The sequence below is a fragment of the Leptolyngbya sp. KIOST-1 genome, from assembly GCF_000763385.1.
GTDB lineage: Bacteria > Cyanobacteriota > Cyanobacteriia > Phormidesmidales > Phormidesmidaceae > Nodosilinea.
This window is the reverse complement of record NZ_JQFA01000002.1, coordinates 2121429-2138581: the sequence shown is the minus strand read 5'-3', so window position 1 is coordinate 2138581 and position 17153 is coordinate 2121429. Positions and strand designations below refer to the sequence as shown.

Genomic DNA, 17153 nt, shown 5'->3' with positions numbered 1-17153 from the left:
AATTGGGGCGGTTCTGGGAGCCCGATTCTGATAGGCTAATCAGTATCTGGCAATGCTTAAGATCAATTCCACAAAACATCACTGTTTTACCTAGAGGAGGAGAGTAGTCAATGGGACTACCCTGGTACCGGGTACATACGGTCGTCATTAACGATCCCGGGCGACTGATTGCTGTACACCTAATGCACACGGCCCTGGTAGCTGGCTGGGCCGGCTCCATGGCGCTATTCGAACTGGCCACCTTTGACCCCAGCGACCCCGTGCTCAACCCCATGTGGCGGCAGGGCATGTTTGTGCTGCCCTTTATGGCTCGCCTGGGCGTGACCGAGTCCTGGGGCGGCTGGAGCGTAACCGGCTCAACCGCTGTCAACCCCGGCTTCTGGTCCTTTGAGGGCGTGGCTGCGGCCCACATTGTGCTGTCGGGTCTGCTGTTTCTGGCCGCCTGCTGGCACTGGGTCTACTGGGATCTAGACCTGTTCCGCGATCCTCGCACCGGCGAACCGGCGCTGGATCTGCCCAAAATGTTTGGCATTCACCTGTTTCTGTCGGGTCTACTCTGCTTCGGGTTTGGCGCGTTTCACCTGACCGGTCTCTGGGGACCTGGCATGTGGGTGTCCGACCCCTACGGCCTGACGGGCCATGTTCAGGGGGTCGCGCCTGAATGGGGAGCGGCTGGCTTTAACCCCTTCAACCCTGGCGGTATTGTGGCTCACCACATCGCGGCCGGTATTGTGGGCATTATTGCCGGTCTGTTCCACCTGACGGTGCGTCCGCCCCAGCGCCTCTACAAAGCGCTGCGCATGGGTAACATCGAGACCGTTCTCTCTAGCAGTATTGCGGCGGTGTTCTTTGCGGCCTTTGTGGTGGCCGGTACCATGTGGTACGGCAGTGCCGCTACCCCCATCGAGCTGTTTGGCCCCACCCGCTACCAGTGGGATGGCGACTACTTCAAGCAGGAAATTCAGCGGCGGGTACAGGCCGACGTCAACGCCGGGTATAGCCTGGCTGAGGCCTACGGCGCCATTCCCGAAAAACTGGCCTTCTACGACTACGTGGGCAACAGCCCGGCCAAGGGCGGTCTGTTCCGGGTTGGTCCGATGGTTCAGGGCGACGGCATTGCTGAGGGTTGGCTGGGCCATCCTGTTTTCAAGGACAAGGAAGGTCGCGAACTCTTTGTGCGTCGCCTGCCCAACTTCTTTGAGACCTTCCCCGTGGTGCTGGTCGACAAAGACGGTATTGTCCGAGCTGACATTCCCTTCCGCCGGGCTGAATCTAAGTACAGCTTTGAGCAGACTGGCGTAAGCGTCACCTTCTACGGTGGCGATCTGGCCGGCCAGACCATTACCGAACCGGCGCTGGTCAAGCGCTACGCCCGTAAGGCTCAACTCGGTGAGCCCTTCGAGTTCGACCGCGAGACCCTGGGCTCTGACGGGGTCTTCCGCACCAGCACTCGCGGCTGGTTCACCTACGGCCACGCGGTATTTGCGCTGCTGTTCTTCTTTGGCCACATCTGGCACGGGTCTCGCACCCTGTTCCGCGATGTGTTTGCAGGTATCGACCCCGATCTGTCTCCCGAGCAGGTGGAGTGGGGCTTCTTTGCCAAGGTGGGGGATACCTCTACCCGTAAAGAAGAAACGGTTTAGTTTCGCCTGATTAAAGCTGCCCGGTGGTTGAGTCTACACTTTCGCCACCGGGCAGTTGCCTTAAAATCCCTGTAAACTAAAGATAGTTCGGTCGACTAGGAGCCTTTTCAACCATGGAAGCTGTCGCTTACATCTTCATTTTTGCCTGCATCATTGGCACCCTGTTTTTTGCGATCGCCTTTCGCGAACCCCCCCGTATTCCCAAGGACTAGTCCTGCCGAAATGGTCACTGAGCCGCTAAGAGTTGCCGGGTTTGCGTAACTTAAGCGATACTTTTGGGCTATTTCGATTGTTTTCTCACAATTTAATTAATATAGAGGCAAGTCTTTCCTGTACATGAAAGGCTTGTCTTTATTTTTTCCCGACTACCCTCCCGTGGTGCGTAGCTGGGTTCCCTGTTCTCCCGTTGGGAGTGTGTCTATGCATTGTCCGTTTTGTCAGCACCTCAACAACCGAGTATTAGAGTCGCGGTCGGCGGAGGCGGGGCGCAGCATTCGCAGACGGCGAGAATGTCTGCGCTGCGAACGGCGATTTACCACCTACGAACGGATCGAGTACGTGCCGGTTACTGTGATCAAGCGCAGCGAGGACCGGGAACTGTTTGAGCGCTCCAAGGTGCTGCGCGGCATCGTACGGGCCTGTGAAAAAACGCCGGTTTCCTCCCTGGCCATGGAGGCAATTGTTGACGATATTGAAGCCGAACTTCAGCAGCGCGCCACCCGAGAAGTCACCAGCGTCGAAATTGGCGAAATGGTGCTGGCCAAACTACAGACAGTCAATGAAGTCGCCTTTGTGCGGTTCGCCTCGGTGTACCGCCAGTTTCAGGGCATTCGTGATTTCGCCGAAACCCTAAGTGAGCTTCAGGATGATCAGGGCGATCGCCCTCAGAAGGAGAGCGAAAACAGCCATCCATCTACCTACGTCGTCTCTACATCTCTATAGGGTCGCCTCTTCAGGGCGCTCTAAATCTCTGGTTACAGCCCTTTGGCGCAACCAACTCGATCAATCCTGACGGTGAGCTATCAACAACACCGTCTCTTCGGCTATAATTTTAATCCTGTGGGTTTATCGGGCTGTCTACGCCTGCACGCTGCTGCGTGGGGGTAGGGCTGTCACATATCTGAGTTGATTGTTTTGTACGTCTACACGGAAACCGCAGTAATACGGAGAAATCATTAGGACAACACTAGCATGCTCAATCAGGACGTAAAGGACGCTGACATCGGGTTTACACACGAAGACTTTGCCGCACTACTGGACCAGTACGACTATCACTTCAACCCAGGCGATACCGTCTCTGGCACCGTGTTTAGTCTTGAGCCCAGGGGTGCCCTGATTGATATTGGTGCTAAAACCGCTGCCTACCTGCCCATTCAGGAGATGTCAATCAACCGGGTTGACCACCCCGAGGATGTGCTGCGCTCCAACGAAACTCGCGAGTTTTTCATTCTCACCGACGAGAACGAGGACGGGCAGCTGACCCTCTCCATCCGCCGGATTGAGTACATGCGGGCCTGGGAACGGGTGCGCCAGCTCCAGCAGGAAGATGCCACCGTGCGCTCGGGCGTGTTTGCCACCAACCGTGGCGGTGCCCTGGTTCGGATTGAAGGGCTGCGTGGGTTTATTCCTGGCTCCCACATCAGCACCCGCAAGCCTAAGGAAGACCTGGTCGGCGAAGACTTGCCCCTGAAGTTCCTGGAGGTGGACGAAGAGCGCAACCGCCTGGTGCTCAGCCACCGTCGGGCGCTGGTGGAGCGCAAGATGAACGGCCTGCAGGTGGGCGAAGTCGTGCTGGGGGCTGTGCGTGGCCTGAAGCCCTACGGTGCCTTTATCGACATCGGCGGCGTTAGCGGTCTGCTGCACATCTCCGAAATCTCCCACGATCACATTGACACGCCCCACAGCGTACTCAACGTCAACGACGAAATCAAGGTCATGATCATCGACCTCGATGCCGAGCGGGGACGGATTTCCCTCTCGACCAAGCAGCTGGAGCCCGAGCCCGGCGATATGGTGAAAAACCCGGATCTGGTCTACGACAAAGCCGAAGAAATGGCTGCCAAGTATCGCGAAGCCATGCGCCGTCAGGCCGCAGAGCAGGCGGGTGAGCTGATCGATGACTCCGAAGAGGCCTACGTGGAGGAAGAAGTGGCCGTAGCGGTCGACTAGTAGCGGCCCACCACCGGGCTACTGGTCCAAACGTTCTCTATCAAAACGTTCTCTAAATGCTGCCAGCGCCTGCTCGATCACGGTATCGGGCGGGCGCCATTTGTATAGGCTGAGATCGACTCGACCCCGATGGTCAAACTCCACTCCTTCGTCCTCTAGCATTGCCCGCTGAATGTAGTCGGTGCCATTCCGCAGGGGGGACTCGGATACTTCTCCCCTGGCGTTGATCACGCGCTGCCAGGGCACATCTGGAATCGACATGTCCACCCGGTAGAGGGCATAGCCCACCAGGCGAGGTTTACCCACCAGCCCCGCCAGTTCCGCCACCTGCCCGTAGGTGGCCACTTTGCCCCGGGGAATTTGGCGCACCACAGCATAGATCCGGTCGTAGGTCGTCATCGTTGAGCCCCGGCGGGCTGGACTCGGGGGCTGCACAGCACGACCAGCGAGAAGTCGGCAACGGCGATCGCGCTGCCCGGTTTATAAATCCGCTTTTCTTGAATAAAGCCTTTGGGGTCGCTGGTGTTGAGCACCATGGACCAGCGCTCTTTTTTCACCTCAGCGGGAATTTGAAACGCCTGGGCCTCCGCCTGGGCGTTAAAGAACAGCAAAAAGCTGTCGTCTACAAGCCGCTGACCAGCGGTTTGGACGGTCATGAGTTCTTCGCCGTTGAGGTAGACCGCGATCGCCTTGGCCGAACCGTCGTGCCACTGATCGATGCTAATCTCGCTGCCATCGGGGTTGTACCAGCCAATATCGTGGACGCCAGAACCGTGGATAGCGCGACCCTGAAACCAGTGGCGCCGGGCAAAGGCGGGGTGCTCCCGCCGCAGTCTAATCAGCTGACAGACAAAATCCAGCTGATCCTGCTGCATGGGGGTCAGCGACCAATCAAACCAGGACAGTCGGCTGTCCTGGCAGTAGGTGTTGTTGTTGCCCTGCTGGGTGCGGCCAATTTCGTCCCCGCCCAGAATCATTGGAACTCCCTGGGACAAAAACAGCGTCGCCAGCAGGTTGCGCTGCTGGCGACGCCGCAGGGCCAGAATGTCGGGGTCGTCGGTATCTCCCTCAGCCCCGCAGTTCCAGGAGCGGTTGTAGCTCTCGCCATCGCGGTTGTTCTCGTGGTTGGCCAGGTTGTGTTTTTCGTTATAGCTGACCAGATCCCGCAGGGTGAAGCCGTCGTGACAGGTAATGAAATTGATGCTGGCGTGGGGGCGCTTGCCATTGGCCTGGTACAGGTCTGAGCTGCCGGTGATGCGAAAGGCAAACTCTCCCAGGCGACAGTCGTGGTCCCGCCAGAAGTCGCGCATGGAGTCGCGGTACTTGCCGTTCCACTCCGACCACAGCAGCGGAAAATTCCCCACCTGGTAGCCACCCTCGCCCAAATCCCAGGGTTCGGCGATCAGCTTGATGGTCGACAACACCGGGTCCTGGTGGATGATATCGAAGAAGGCGGCCAGGCTATCCACCTCGTAGAGTTCCCGGGCCAGGGCCGAAGCCAGGTCAAAGCGAAAGCCGTCGACGTGCATCTCCAGTACCCAGTAGCGCAGGCTGTCCATAATCAGCTTGAGAATCTGGGGATGGCGCACGTTCAGGGAGTTGCCGCAGCCGGTGAAGTCCATGTAGTAGCGGGGAGCGTCCTCCACCAGGCGGTAGTAGACGGCATTGTCGATGCCCCGTAGGCTCAGGGTTGGCCCCAGGTGGCTACCCTCCCCGGTGTGGTTGTAGACCACATCTAAGATCACCTCGATGCCGGCCTGGTGCAGGGCCTTCACCATCTGCTTAAATTCGTTCACCTGGCCCCCGGCCTGCCCGGCCCTGCTATAGCCGCCGTAGGGGGCAAAGTAGTTGAGCGAGTCGTATCCCCAGTAGTTGCGCAACCCCGTGTTGGCCAGGTGGCCAGGGTAGGCGTGGAAATGGTGCACAGGCAGCAGCTCGACGGCGGTAATGCCCAGCCGGGTGAGGTGGTCGATAGTGGCGGGGTGGGCCAGCCCGGCATAGGTGCCCCGCAGCGGTTCCGGCACCTCGGGGTGGAGCCGGGTGAGGCCCTTCACGTGGGTTTCGTAGATGATGGTGCGGTGCCAGGGGGTGTCGAGGGGGCGATCGCCCTCCCAGTCAAAGCTAGGATCGACCACAACGGCCTTAGGCATGAAGGGGGCACTGTCGACCTCAGAAAACGACAGGTCCAGATGCTCCAGATCGTCGGTGGCCTCGATGTCATAGCCAAAGATGGCTGGATCAAACTGAACGTCGCCGTCTAAGGCCCGGGCGTAGGGATCGATCAGCAGTTTGTGGGGGTTGAACCGCTGCCCTGCCCCCGGATCGTGGGGGCCATAGACCCGGAAGCCATAGCGCTGCCCGGGCTTAACCTCGTTCAAGTAGCCGTGCCAGACATAGTTGTCAACCTCAGTCAGCGGCAGGCGGGTTTCGCGATCGCCATCGTCAAACAGACAGAGTTCAACCGCCGTTGCATTCTCTGAAAACAAGGCAAAGTTTGTGCCCGTGCCATCCCAGGTAGCGCCTAGGGGATGGGGACGACCCGGCCAGACTTGCATTCCCATGGTGAGCGTGGCTTCCTAATAACTTCAGGCGGAAGTGTAGCGATCGGGCGCTGGACCTTCGCGGTGCCTTTCCTAGGTTACCAGGACTGGGTTGATCCACGAAGCGCCTGGCCAGCCGCCGAGGCCAACGAGCTTATCAAACTTTTATAGTCTTGAGATAGGATTGCCAAACCTAATCAATCGTCGGTCTTCGGTCTGTATCGAGTCACACGAAATTGTCTGTAAAAACCTGTCAAGTAGGAGTGGTTGGCAATGCCTATTACAAAGCGTTGTTTGGCTGAGTTTTTGGGAACGTTATGGCTCGTGCTGGGCGGCTGCGGCAGCGCCGTTCTGGCGGGTATTTTTCTTGACGGCAGCGGTGCCTTCAATTTGGGCATCGGCTTTTTGGGGGTGTCCCTGGCCTTTGGCCTCACGGTATTGACCATGGCCTACGCCATTGGCCATATCTCCGGTTGTCACCTCAACCCCGCAGTGTCCTTTGGGCTGTGGGCCGCGGGGCGCTTTCCCAGCGGTGAACTGCTGCCCTACATTGTGGCTCAGGTGCTGGGGGGAATCCTGGGAGCAGGCATTATTTACCTGATTGCCACGGGGCAGCCGGGTTTTGCCATCGACCCCTCGGCAGGCAACCCCCTGGCTACCAACGGCTTTGGGGCCCACTCGCCAGGCGGGTTTAGCCTGTTGGCCTGCTTTGTCTGCGAAGTGGTGATGACCTTCTTCTTCCTGATGATCATCCTGGGGGCCACCGACTTTCGCGCTCCGGTGGGCTTGGCCCCGGTGGCCATTGGCCTGGGCCTGACGCTGATTCACCTGATTAGCATTCCAGTCACCAACACTTCGGTCAACCCCGCCCGCAGCACTGGTCCGGCGCTGTTTGTCGGAGGACCACTGGTAGGTCAGCTATGGCTCTTTTGGGTGGCCCCTATCCTGGGTGCCCTGCTAGCCGGTTGGGTCTATGCCACCTTCTTCGCCGACAACAGCGAAAAGACCCTGCGTACCGATCAACCCAACCCAGCAGCTTAGGACAACTTAGGCGTTGCTGAATGCAGGTATGATTTGCCCCCCAGCCCCCCAATTCTGGGGGGAGTCGAAATCTCAAAGTCCCCCAGAATTGGGGGATTTAGGGGGCGATGAAAGGATGTCAAGTTTAGAGATTCATTACTCAATCCGGCAACGCCACAACTCATAACCCCGACCGAGGCACCTGTTTGAGTATCAGCTATGGCTCTTTTGGGTGGCCCCTATCCTGGGTGCCCTGCTAGCCGGTTGGGTCTATGCCACCTTCTTCGCCGACAACAGCGAAAAGACCCTGCGTACCGATCAACCCAACCCAGCAGCTTAGGACAACTTAGGCGTTGCTGAATGCAGGTATGATTTGCCCCCCCCAGCCCCCCAATTCTGGGGGGAGTCGAAATCTCAAAGTCCCCCAGAAATTGGGGGATTTAGGGGCGATGAAAGGATGTCAAGTTTAGAGATTCATTACTCAATCCGGCAACGCCACAACTCATAACCCCGACCGAGGCACCTGTTTGAGTAGTCCTCGGTCGGGGTTGACCAGCAAAGCCTAGGGGCTGTCATTGATGAGCTGCCAAACGCCTAAAAATTAAGGGTTACAGCCCCTTGCCTGGCGTTTTGGATCGGGCGTGACAAAGCTTGATATACCGAGCTTTCGGCCCCAATTGATGACACGCCTTAAAACCGGGATGCAGACCTCCCGGTTTTTGATTGGTTATCCAAAATTGACGCCACGGTTTAGTGAAGCCGATGGCCGCAGCTGCCGCAGAAGCGATCGCTGGGGTTCACGGCGGTACCACACTGGGTACAAAATTTTTGACCCTCGGGGGTACTGGCAGGGGCGGCCATCGACCCCGGGGCCTTAGCCTCACCCATGCTCAGGGTCATGTCGCCCATGCGCATGGTCATGGGATTGGAGGACATCTGCATGTCGCCCAGGGTCATGTTGCCCATAGTTAATGGGGGCATCGGTGCCATCGGTGTCATGGGGGGCATGGCCCATGACTCGGCCGTCGTAGACTCCAGAGGAACAGCCTGGTGAGCCGTCCAGGCAGAGGGGTCGGCGGCCCCAACCTGCATACCCTGAATTTGCCAGATGAAGACCCCCTGCGCCGTCACACAGCGAATCAGCACGCCATTTCCCACTCTGGCGGCCTGCGGGATTTCGGTCCAGGCCCCAGTAGACACCTGAGTCGTTGACTGTTGCTGCTGTCCTGGTCCCCCGCTGACTAGAGAAATCGCAGTTGTGGATCCAGGGTTGTCAAGATATATCTTTTGGCCGGGGCCAAGGTCATATTGATAGGGCATAGTTAGCCTTGACAAACACTGTTCGTCACGTCAAATAGATGTCCTGGGCTGTCTCTCCAGCACAGGGTCTAAAGGTATGCTAGGCCAAAACTCGTTCCCTTTGGGTATCTTCAGCCTCTATTTGGCTCAGGCTATGGGGCTTATTCAGGGTGACGCGGGCTCAGTTTTGGTCAAGTCAGACCATAGCAGGGCAATCTAAGCCAAAACCAGCCCAAAGGCTTTGGGTCGGCCAGCTACAATCTGAAAGTCAGTGAGTTCCTGTTCGAGTGCTGGTACCAGTTGAGGTGTCAGGACGGCAACACGCCTAACCCTCTGCAGACGGGCCAGGGACTAGGGCGTTGGCAAAGCCTCCCCCAAAAGGGAATCGCTGCTATGACTAAGAAAAGTGCCGGGCTACTCATGTATCGCACCCAAAATCACCGCCTGGAGGTTTTGCTGGTGCATTCGGGCGGTCCCTACTGGACAAATCGCCGCTGGCAGGCTTGGACGATTCCCAAGGGTGAAATTGACCCTGGGGAAGATACCTTTGAGGCTGCCAAGCGCGAGTTTTTTGAGGAGACGGGGCAGATGCCTACGGGGGTGTTTTGGCCCCTGCACCCCGTCCGTCAGGCCGGAGGTAAGTTGGTGTTTGCCTGGGCCTTTGAGGGCAACTTTAACCCCGCTACCCTGCACAGCAACACCTTTATGCTGGAGTGGCCACCCCGTTCAGGCGTGCTGAAGGAATTTCCCGAGGTGGATCAGGCCGCCTGGTTCGAGCTCGACGAGGCCAGAAAACGCATTATTAAAGCCCAGGGTCAGTTTCTAGATGAGTTGGTGCAGCTGCTGGGGCAGGTGCCGCCGGAACCTTTAACCCCCAGGCAGCGGGTAGAGTAGGTCTCAGGGATTGGGTTGCTGCAAAAATTGCCGCAGGCGGGCGATCGCCAGGCTCTGACCCAGGTTGAGGGGCAGCGCCGAAACCCCCTCCAGACGCGACTGCACCCAGCGATCGCCCCAGTACCACTCGTGAAAACCATCAATGCCCCCGGACAGCACCATGTGCAGGCAGTGGTCATTCACCAGCTTGACCTCGTGGTGAATCTCAACCGGGCCAAGATAGCTGTTAAAACTCAACCCGCTGTGCAGTGCGCTGGGCAACCCCTGGCTAAAGCGCTGGGGCCAGAGCCAGCGACTAAAGCAGCTGGGCTGCACCAAGCTGGCCTGAATTTGGCCCTGGGTGGCCTCAACTTCGACCCGAAGGCGGCTGTGCTGAAATGTGCCTAGCATAGGGAGTTGACATGCCCGCAAACAACACCTCCCAGTATGCCAAAAGAAACTCGGTCAGATGGGAGCTACGACGGGCAATTGCCCCCCGCCCCAGGGGACGGTTACCCCTTCTCAAACCCACCCCCCCAAACCTTCTACAATAATTACTAAGCAATATGAAGGAATGACTGGGGCAGCGCATGGTAGATCAATTGATTCGAGCAACCGCCGCCGACGGTGGCATTCGGGTGGTTGGCGTCATCACCACAACCTTGACTGAGGTGGCCCGACAGCGCCACAACCTGTCCTACGTCGCCACGGCGGCCCTGGGGCGCACCCTGTCGGCGGGGCTGCTGCTGGCCTCCAGCATGAAGCAACCCCAGGGGCGGGTCAACATTCGGGTACGGGGCAATGGGCCCCTGGGCGGCATCCTGGTGGATGCGGGTATGGACGGCACCGCCCGGGGCTACGTGGATAACCCTGCCATTGAGCTGCCCCCCAACCCCCAGGGCAAGCTGGACGTGGGTGGGGCCGTGGGCCGGGAGGGCTATGTCTACGTGGTGCGCGACATGGGCTACGGCTATCCCTACTCCAGCACCGTTGAGCTGGTTTCCGGCGAAATCGGCGACGACCTCACCCACTACCTGGTCAACTCCGAGCAGACCCCCTCGGCCCTGGTGCTGGGGGTGTTTGTGGGGGCCAACGGCGTAGAGGCCGCCGGGGGACTGCTGCTGCAAATCTTGCCCCGCGCCGCCGAAGACACCGAGATGGTGGCACTGATCGAAAGTCGCCTGGCGGGCCTGACCGGCTTTACCCCCCTGCTGCGGGCCAACAAAACCCTGCCCCAGATCTTTACCGACCTGGTGGGCGACCTGGGTCTGGAGATCTTGCCCGAAACCCAGATGGTGCAGTTTAAGTGCCCCTGTTCCTTCGATCGCATGCTGGGGGCCCTCAAAATGCTGGGTGAAGCCGAACTCCAGGACATGATCGAAAAAGACAATGGGGCCGAGGCTACCTGCCACTTCTGCAACGAGGTCTACCACACCAGCAGCGACCAGCTGGCTCAGCTGATCGAAGACCTGCGGGAGGAACGCCAAGAAGCTGGCCGGTAGGAAAAAGCCTGTTAGCCGTTGAGTCGCCGGTAGGCCAGCGCCAGCGCATCCCCATCGCCTACATTGCCAGGAAACAACACCACGGGCAAATCTGGGAACTGGGGATGGTCGGCGGGGGTGCGCACCGCCGAAACGCCGGGTAGAATCTGCCCCAGCAGGCGGGCGGTGCGCAGGGCCAGTCCGGTACTGAGGGTGTCGTTGGAGGTGATGCCGCCCTTGCTGATGAGAAAGCCAATGTCGGCGGGCAGTCCCTTGATTACGTCCATCAACAGAGTTGAGACCTCAACCCCAAAGTCTAGGCGGGCCTGCACCGTATCGAAGGTAAGTTCGTCGCGGCTGGTGTAGACCACGGGCACCTGGCCTTTGCTGTGGGCCGTTTCCACCTGGGCCAAGATGTGGGCGAGCAGATCGCTGTGGGCGGTTGGGCCCCCATCGCGCAACTGGGCCACATCGACTTCGATGCCCGTCACCCCCGGCTCCTGCAGCAGTTTCTCCAGCTGCTGGGTGGTCTTTTTGACGTGGGAGCCGACGATGATCGCCCCGGGCACGCCGCCGCGCACGTAGGTTCTCATGTGGTCGGCGTCGATGGGCTGGGGGGGCAGAGCCGCCAGGGCGGTGAGGATGCTGGCAGCACTACGAAATAGAAATTTCTTGCCCTGGGCGGCGGCGGCCAGCAGGTCCTGAGCAAACTGGTTGAGGTCGGCCTGGGTTTCGCCATCAACGGCGCAGCAGACGTTGTGTTCCAGAGCCATCAACCGGTCCAGGGAGCCGCTGCGCAGATCCGTCAGCACAAAGCGCTCCACGGTAGCGGCGGGGATGCGGCCCTTAGTTTTTTCCGCCACGTAGTCGGGCAGGTAGCTGGTGCTGTAGCCAAATACCGAGTCTTTGGCAAATTCGGTCTCATGGACCGGGGTGGGGGTGCCCTCAACGGTCAAGTAGTGGGTGCTGTCGCGGGTGATGCGGCCCCCCTCGAAGAAGGCGGGCACCAGAAAGTGGGCGTCGAAGGGGCCGAGTTCGTCTGCGATCGCGTCGGTTTCCACCGGGTAGTGGCCCCGCAGGGTGGAATCGGAGCGGCTGACCACCAGAAAGTCCTCGATGCCCTCCAGGGCGATCGCCTGCTTCAGGTTCTGGCAAACCTCCCGAGTGACCGCTTCCGCCGCCACCGGGGTCAAAGCGCGGGTATTGGTCAGCACAAAGAAAATTGGCGCACTGTCCCGCAGTCCTTCCCGCAGGGTCTCCACATCCCACTGCATCAGCAACAGGCAGCTGTGTACCGTCTGGGAACCGGTGGGGTCGTCGTCGAGAACAATGATTTTGGGCTGAGCCATGGAGCAGAAACGTGCGGTAAACCAACCCCACTATCGCCCACGGAGGGGACGTTGGCCAAGCCAGGCCAGCGATCGCCCAGCCCAGCCCCAACCCATCTTTAGACAAAAAGTAAGGGCTCCTGAAATCTCAGAAGCCCTTACTTAGTTTGGTGGCGGGGCATGGATTTGAACCATGGACCTTCGGGTTATGAGCCCGACGAGCTACCAGACTGCTCTACCCCGCGTCGGCTTATTCACTATAGCGCTAAATGTTCTTAAATAACAATCTGATTTTCGCTCAAGCAATTTTTTGCTCAAAATATCCTGTGGGCCGCCCAAAACGTAACCATCCAACCACTGTTAGTACATCATTGGCAGATCGCCAACTACATCAAGGCGCTTGTAGTTGCCAATTTCCATGTAGGTTTCCGCCAGGGTATCGGCGACCGAAGGCGATATCCAGCCCAGCTGACGGAGGGTGAAAATGGCCGTGGCGTACTTGGCCCGCTTGGCTCCGTCAATCACCTTAATGGCCAGCCCCAAGCCCTCGCCGACTCGACCAATGCACTGAATCCCTTCGGCTCCTGATTTGCTCACCAGAGCGCCGTTGGTCAGCTCCATCAAAATGGTGTCGAAGGCGTCGGGGCCACCCACCATGTCGGGGTGGCTGGTCATCGCCCGCACAATCCGCTCCATATCCAGGTTGCTGCCCGAGGAGAGCATGGCAAACAGAGTGGCCATCTGGCTCAGCTGCATGAAGTAGGTGGGGGCACCACAGTCGTCGTGGGCGCAGATAAATTCATCAGAGGGCATGCCCAGCAGTTCCGAAATGCGGGCCACAATTAGCTTTTGTACCGGGTGATTCCGATCGAGGTAGCTCTCCAGGGGCCAGTTGCGCTGCTGAGAAACCGCCAGCATACCGGCGTGCTTGCCCGAGCAGTTGTGCTCCAGGGGGCTTTTTTTGCCCGCTGGGGTGGGGCAGCGCAGGGCGGTGGTGTCGAGGTCCGCCTGCCAGAGGATATGAAAAACCTGACGCACCTGCTCGATGGTGCCCTGGTGGGAGCCACACATAATGGCCAGGTCGCGATCGCCCAGGCTGTAGCGTTCCAGCGCCCCGGCCGCGGTCACCGCCAGGGCCTGAAAGGGCTTGAGCGCCGAGCGAATGAAGGTACCCAACTCACCGTTGCCGGCGACCGACAGGGTGCGGCCCCGGTTGTCGCACACGGCCACGTGGGCGATGTGGTTGGACTCGACGATGCCTTCCCGCAGCAGCTGTATCTCTAGCTCTTTAGTTTGGTGTCGATTAACCCGACTGCTGGTCATAATTAGGGGCTCTGCGGTGGTGAACAAGGGGGTGAGCGGTTAGTCGTCGATAGCCGCCGTGGGCGCTAATGCAACCTGGGCCAGACTATCAGGCCCAGGGCCAACATCAGCGCCATCACCCCCAGGGTGCGGCGAATGCGCTGAAGTACAGGCTGTACCTGGTAGTCTACAATCAGGCGATCGCGGTTTGAAACCTCCTCCGGCTTAACCCAGAGCTGGCCGTCGTACCAGCCCGACTCTTCGTAGGGCACCGTGGTCTGCCGCAGCCTTCCTCCCACATGAGCCCAGCCAACGTAGAGCTGTAGCAGGGCCAGCATAGGCAGTACCAGGGCTCCCATGGCCGCACTGAGGCCAAAGGGCAGGGGATGCTTGATGGGTACAAAACTGGCGGCGGCCATCGGCCCAGCCACCGCCCAACCGACGATCCAAAGTACAACCAGGGGCTTGAGGTAGCCGGTTAAATTGCGGCTACCCCAGCCATAAAACCAGGAATCTCGCACATCCTGGTATTCGTTGATGGGCTGCTGCTCAGCCGGTACCGGACATCGTTGAGGCATGGCCACCGACAATACGCAAATCTAGCTCTAGACTAAACGAATTGCCCACCATTAGGAATCTCTGCACAGCAATTCGTTCGCTCCCAGGGGTTAACCCCTCGCTCAACCGGGGTCTGACCTCATCGCCGACCGTCGACCTCAGGTCCAGCTTGCTTAGCCCTGGCCACCGGCGAAATGGGGTCCGGAAGGCTGGTAAACGATTTGGTTGGCGTGGCCCCAAAAGGCTTCTAGATCGTAGTAGTCACGGGCCTCGGGCATAAAGATGTGGGCAATGACTTCGCCGTAGTCCATCACGATCCAGTTGCCCTCGCCCTGGCCTTCAACCCGTAGGGGACGCCGATTGTAGTCGGTTTCGAGAGCCGCCTCAATAGAGCGGGTGATAGCGCGCACCTGTACCGCCGAAAAGCCGGTCGCCACCACAAAATAGTCGGCCAGATACGACACATCTCCCACCTGCAAAATCGTGATGTTGCCCGCTTTGCGCTCGTCAGCGGCAGCGGCAATGGTGTAGGCCAGTTGGAGGGCACCGTCCTCATCCGGGTTGGGCTGGGAAGCAGGGGTGTTGCTCTCTGGCGCAACGGCCTTGTGCAGGGCAGGCTGACGGTGGGGAGAATAGGTCATACGCAACGGAGAAATAGGGCAGAGGAACGACGGAATCCTGGTCAGTGAACCGATCGGTGTGCCCACTGGCGAGACCGGTAAAGTTAGCTTCATTGTAGAGGATGCGCCCAAGGGACCGCAGGGCTGACGCCGACCAAGGACATAATCTGTCATCGAAACGGCTGGCGGGGAATCGGAGGGACTGACATCAAGGAGGCTGTCACCCAGAATGAATAACACGCCCTCAAAGTCGCTCTCGGCCCCTGTGCCGGACCAGGCGGCGGGGAAAGTTTAGAGATCCCAAACCAGATGCAGCGTATATCATTGATCGTCACTATTTAGCAGCTGCTAAAGCGGGGGAGGCGCCGTTTTTGGCCTCTCAAGCGTGAATGATCTGCGGCTCGGCTTTTAATGTCTACAGGGGAAAACACGATGCCTCAACTCACGCAAGGTCTTATTGTTGCTGCTTTAATTGGCCTACTTCTGGCGGTCATTGTGGGCTACTACCTGCGCCAGGGCCAGGTGAATGAGCTGAGTGAGGCGTTGCAGCAGAGCCAGCAGCGGCAGGACGAGCTAGCCCAGGAGCACGAGCAGCGACTGCGCGATGCCACCCGCCAGCTGCAAAACGACTACGAAGCCCAGCTGGCGGAACGCATGGAGCGCTACCAGACTCAGTACGATGAGCAGCGCAGCCAGCTAGAGGCCGAGTTTCAGGCCCGCCAGGCTCTGTCGGGCAACGCCTCTGGCGAATCGGACAGCAGCATTGAGCAACGCATTCGCAAACAGTACGAAACCCGTCTCAAAGAGGCCGCCACCAAAATCCAGCAGGCCTACGAGCAGCACCTCCAAGAGAAACTGGTCGAAGCGCGATCGCAGGCCCAGCAAGAGTACGAGCAGCGCCTGGCAGAGGCGATCGCCCACTACCAGGATGAGACCCAGGCTCGCCTGGCCGCAGACAGTGGCGCTATCCCGTTGGGCAACCTGGTGCCGGAGCCCACCCCTGAAGCCCGTGCCGGGGCTGGCGATCTGGCTGAGGTAGAGGCTCGGCTCCAGGCGGAGTATGACCAGCGCCTGGCCGAGCGCGTTGCCCAGTACCAGGATGAGATGGAGCAGCGACTGGCCCAGATGCAGGCCACCTACGACGCTCAGCTGCAACTGGCCCGGGGCGCGGGTTCCCCCGCAGCGAGCGAGCCCTCCGCCGAGGAGCTGGAGCTGAACCTGCGGCGCGAGATAGAGACCAGCCTGCGCGAGGAATACGAGCAAAAGCTGGCCGAAAAGATTGAGCACTACCAGGACGAACTGACCCAGCGGACCCAGGAGCTAGAGCAGAGCTATGAGGCCCGGCTGCAGCTGCTGCAAGCCTCGCCCGAGGCTGCCGCTGGTTCAGTCAGTGACCCCGGTGAGTTTGACCTCGACACGGCGATCGCCGCCGCCAGCCTGGTCACCAGCGAGGATGCAGGTCTAGATCTAGAGCTTGAGGCTGCGATCGAACCCGCTGCGCCATTCCCTGAGGTGGCTCCAGAATTTTCCCCAGAGATAGCATCAGGGCTGACATCAGACGTCAGCTTCGACTCTGGTCTGGACAGGGATCTGGAGAATACTGAAGCGCTAAACCTGGAGTCCATCCCCGCCCCCGACAGCTCCCCAACCGACCCATTTGGCTTAGAGCCTGATCCCCTCCCCCCCCAGGAAGACCCATTTGGCACAGACCCCGCCTTTGACCTGGACAATACCGCCCCGCCCGCAACATCCGATGACATCGGTTTTGACAACCTTCTGGATAGCAATATCGAAGCTACCGAGGACGATCCGTTTGGGCTGGAGTCCAGTTTCGACACCGACAGTCTGGATTTAGACGCTCTGCTCAACAGCCCTGAGCCCGACAGTGCTGACGATGATAGGCTCCGAGGCCTTGACGACCTTAGCGATTTAAGTTGAAGCCCTTTATCAACTAGGGCGTGTCATCAATTGTGGCTAAAAGCCCGGTATATCAAGCTTTGCCACGCCTGACCCAAACGACAGGCTAGGGGCTGTAACCCTAAATTTTCGGCTGTTTGGCAGCTAATTGATGATAGCCCCTGGCACCCTGCGGCATAAGTTAGCCAACTGTTCCTGAAACCTGAAACCCAGCACCTGAAACCCTCAGCAAGGGTTGCCCTATTTCTGACCACCCGTACTAGCGGCTTCATCAACTGGCTGCTGTGACAAGCAATGCACACCCTACGAAGGTTAAAATCTGCCGCCAAGATCACTGTCCCAGGCGTAGTCATCGCGGTGTGACAGAAAAGGGGCTCTAGCCTTAGCCAGAGCCCCTTGGATA

16 protein-coding genes and 1 tRNA gene are annotated in these 17153 nt (G+C 59.1%); 8 read left to right on the top strand and 9 right to left on the bottom strand.

What is annotated here, in order from left to right; translation table 11 throughout:
* Window positions 1-110 precede the first annotated feature (110 nt).
* From psbB to NF78_RS09455, 4 genes are all read left to right on the top strand, one after another.
* A complete protein-coding gene (psbB, locus tag NF78_RS09470) occupies window positions 111-1643 on the top strand; it encodes a photosystem II chlorophyll-binding protein CP47 (protein ID WP_035985900.1) in 1533 nt (510 codons plus the stop codon).
* Window positions 1644-1756: 113 nt separating this feature from the next.
* On the top strand, window positions 1757-1855 hold the full coding sequence (locus NF78_RS09465) for a photosystem II reaction center protein T (RefSeq protein ID WP_017300177.1): 99 nt from the start codon (window positions 1757-1759) through the stop codon (window positions 1853-1855).
* Between the two features lie 208 nt (window positions 1856-2063).
* Window positions 2064-2585, top strand: coding sequence for a transcriptional regulator NrdR (gene nrdR / locus NF78_RS09460; RefSeq protein ID WP_035985898.1), 522 nt, complete (start codon window positions 2064-2066; stop codon window positions 2583-2585).
* 249 nt (window positions 2586-2834) lie between these two features.
* The gene (locus NF78_RS09455; protein ID WP_035985897.1) at window positions 2835-3812 is read left to right on the top strand and encodes a 30S ribosomal protein S1; all 978 of its coding nucleotides are present in this window, start codon (window positions 2835-2837) and stop codon (window positions 3810-3812) included.
* An 18-nt stretch (window positions 3813-3830) separates the two neighbouring features.
* Here NF78_RS09455 and NF78_RS09450 read toward each other — a convergent pair whose 3' ends face one another.
* Window positions 3831-4211: an MGMT family protein gene (locus NF78_RS09450; protein WP_052050038.1), complete on the bottom strand. Its 381-nt coding sequence runs from the start codon at window positions 4209-4211 to the stop codon at window positions 3831-3833.
* On the bottom strand, window positions 4208-6373 hold the full coding sequence (gene glgX, locus NF78_RS09445; RefSeq protein ID WP_052050035.1) for a glycogen debranching protein GlgX: 2166 nt from the start codon (window positions 6371-6373) through the stop codon (window positions 4208-4210). Before glgX ends, NF78_RS09450 begins: the two co-directional genes overlap by 4 nt.
* Window positions 6374-6625: 252 nt before the next feature.
* Here glgX and aqpZ point away from each other — a divergent pair, with 252 nt between their 5' ends.
* Complete coding sequence (gene aqpZ, locus NF78_RS09440; RefSeq protein ID WP_035985896.1) at window positions 6626-7393, top strand: aquaporin Z; 768 nt, start codon at window positions 6626-6628, stop codon at window positions 7391-7393.
* 729 nt (window positions 7394-8122) lie between these two features.
* Here aqpZ and NF78_RS09435 read toward each other — a convergent pair.
* On the bottom strand, window positions 8123-8518 hold the full coding sequence (locus NF78_RS09435; RefSeq protein ID WP_225885267.1) for a zinc-ribbon domain-containing protein: 396 nt from the start codon (window positions 8516-8518) through the stop codon (window positions 8123-8125).
* A gap of 546 nt (window positions 8519-9064) precedes the next feature.
* Between NF78_RS09435 and NF78_RS09430 the strand changes: the two genes are divergently transcribed.
* Window positions 9065-9565: an NUDIX domain-containing protein gene (locus NF78_RS09430; protein WP_052050033.1), complete on the top strand. Its 501-nt coding sequence runs from the start codon at window positions 9065-9067 to the stop codon at window positions 9563-9565.
* A gap of 3 nt (window positions 9566-9568) precedes the next feature.
* Here NF78_RS09430 and NF78_RS09425 read toward each other — a convergent pair whose 3' ends face one another.
* Window positions 9569-9955 carry a hypothetical protein gene (locus NF78_RS09425; protein ID WP_035985894.1) on the bottom strand — a complete coding sequence of 129 codons (387 nt, stop codon included), beginning with the start codon at window positions 9953-9955 and terminating at the stop codon, window positions 9569-9571.
* Between the two features lie 179 nt (window positions 9956-10134).
* On the opposite strand from NF78_RS09425, the gene hslO reads away from it, so the two are divergent.
* Window positions 10135-11046: an Hsp33 family molecular chaperone HslO gene (gene hslO, locus NF78_RS09420; RefSeq protein ID WP_035985893.1), complete on the top strand. Its 912-nt coding sequence runs from the start codon at window positions 10135-10137 to the stop codon at window positions 11044-11046.
* 11 nt (window positions 11047-11057) lie between these two features.
* On the opposite strand, the gene NF78_RS09415 is transcribed toward hslO, so the two are convergent.
* From NF78_RS09415 to rsfS, 5 genes are all read right to left on the bottom strand, one after another.
* Complete coding sequence (locus NF78_RS09415; RefSeq protein WP_035985892.1) at window positions 11058-12374, bottom strand: four-carbon acid sugar kinase family protein; 1317 nt, start codon at window positions 12372-12374, stop codon at window positions 11058-11060.
* Window positions 12375-12521: 147 nt separating this feature from the next.
* Window positions 12522-12598, bottom strand: a tRNA-Met gene (locus NF78_RS09410).
* 115 nt (window positions 12599-12713) lie between these two features.
* Entirely contained in the window at window positions 12714-13703 is a 990-nt protein-coding gene (locus NF78_RS09405) for an asparaginase (protein WP_318655457.1), read from the bottom strand.
* Between the two features lie 38 nt (window positions 13704-13741).
* Window positions 13742-14233 (bottom strand): CGLD27 family protein, encoded by a 492-nt coding sequence (locus NF78_RS09400; protein WP_035985891.1) that lies wholly within the window; start codon window positions 14231-14233, stop codon window positions 13742-13744.
* 153 nt (window positions 14234-14386) lie between these two features.
* Window positions 14387-14854, bottom strand: coding sequence for a ribosome silencing factor (rsfS, locus tag NF78_RS09395; RefSeq protein ID WP_035985890.1), 468 nt, complete (start codon window positions 14852-14854; stop codon window positions 14387-14389).
* 411 nt (window positions 14855-15265) lie between these two features.
* Between rsfS and NF78_RS09390 the strand changes: the two genes are divergently transcribed.
* Window positions 15266-16771: a hypothetical protein gene (locus NF78_RS09390; protein ID WP_156119712.1), complete on the top strand. Its 1506-nt coding sequence runs from the start codon at window positions 15266-15268 to the stop codon at window positions 16769-16771.
* Window positions 16772-17153: the final 382 nt, after the last annotated feature.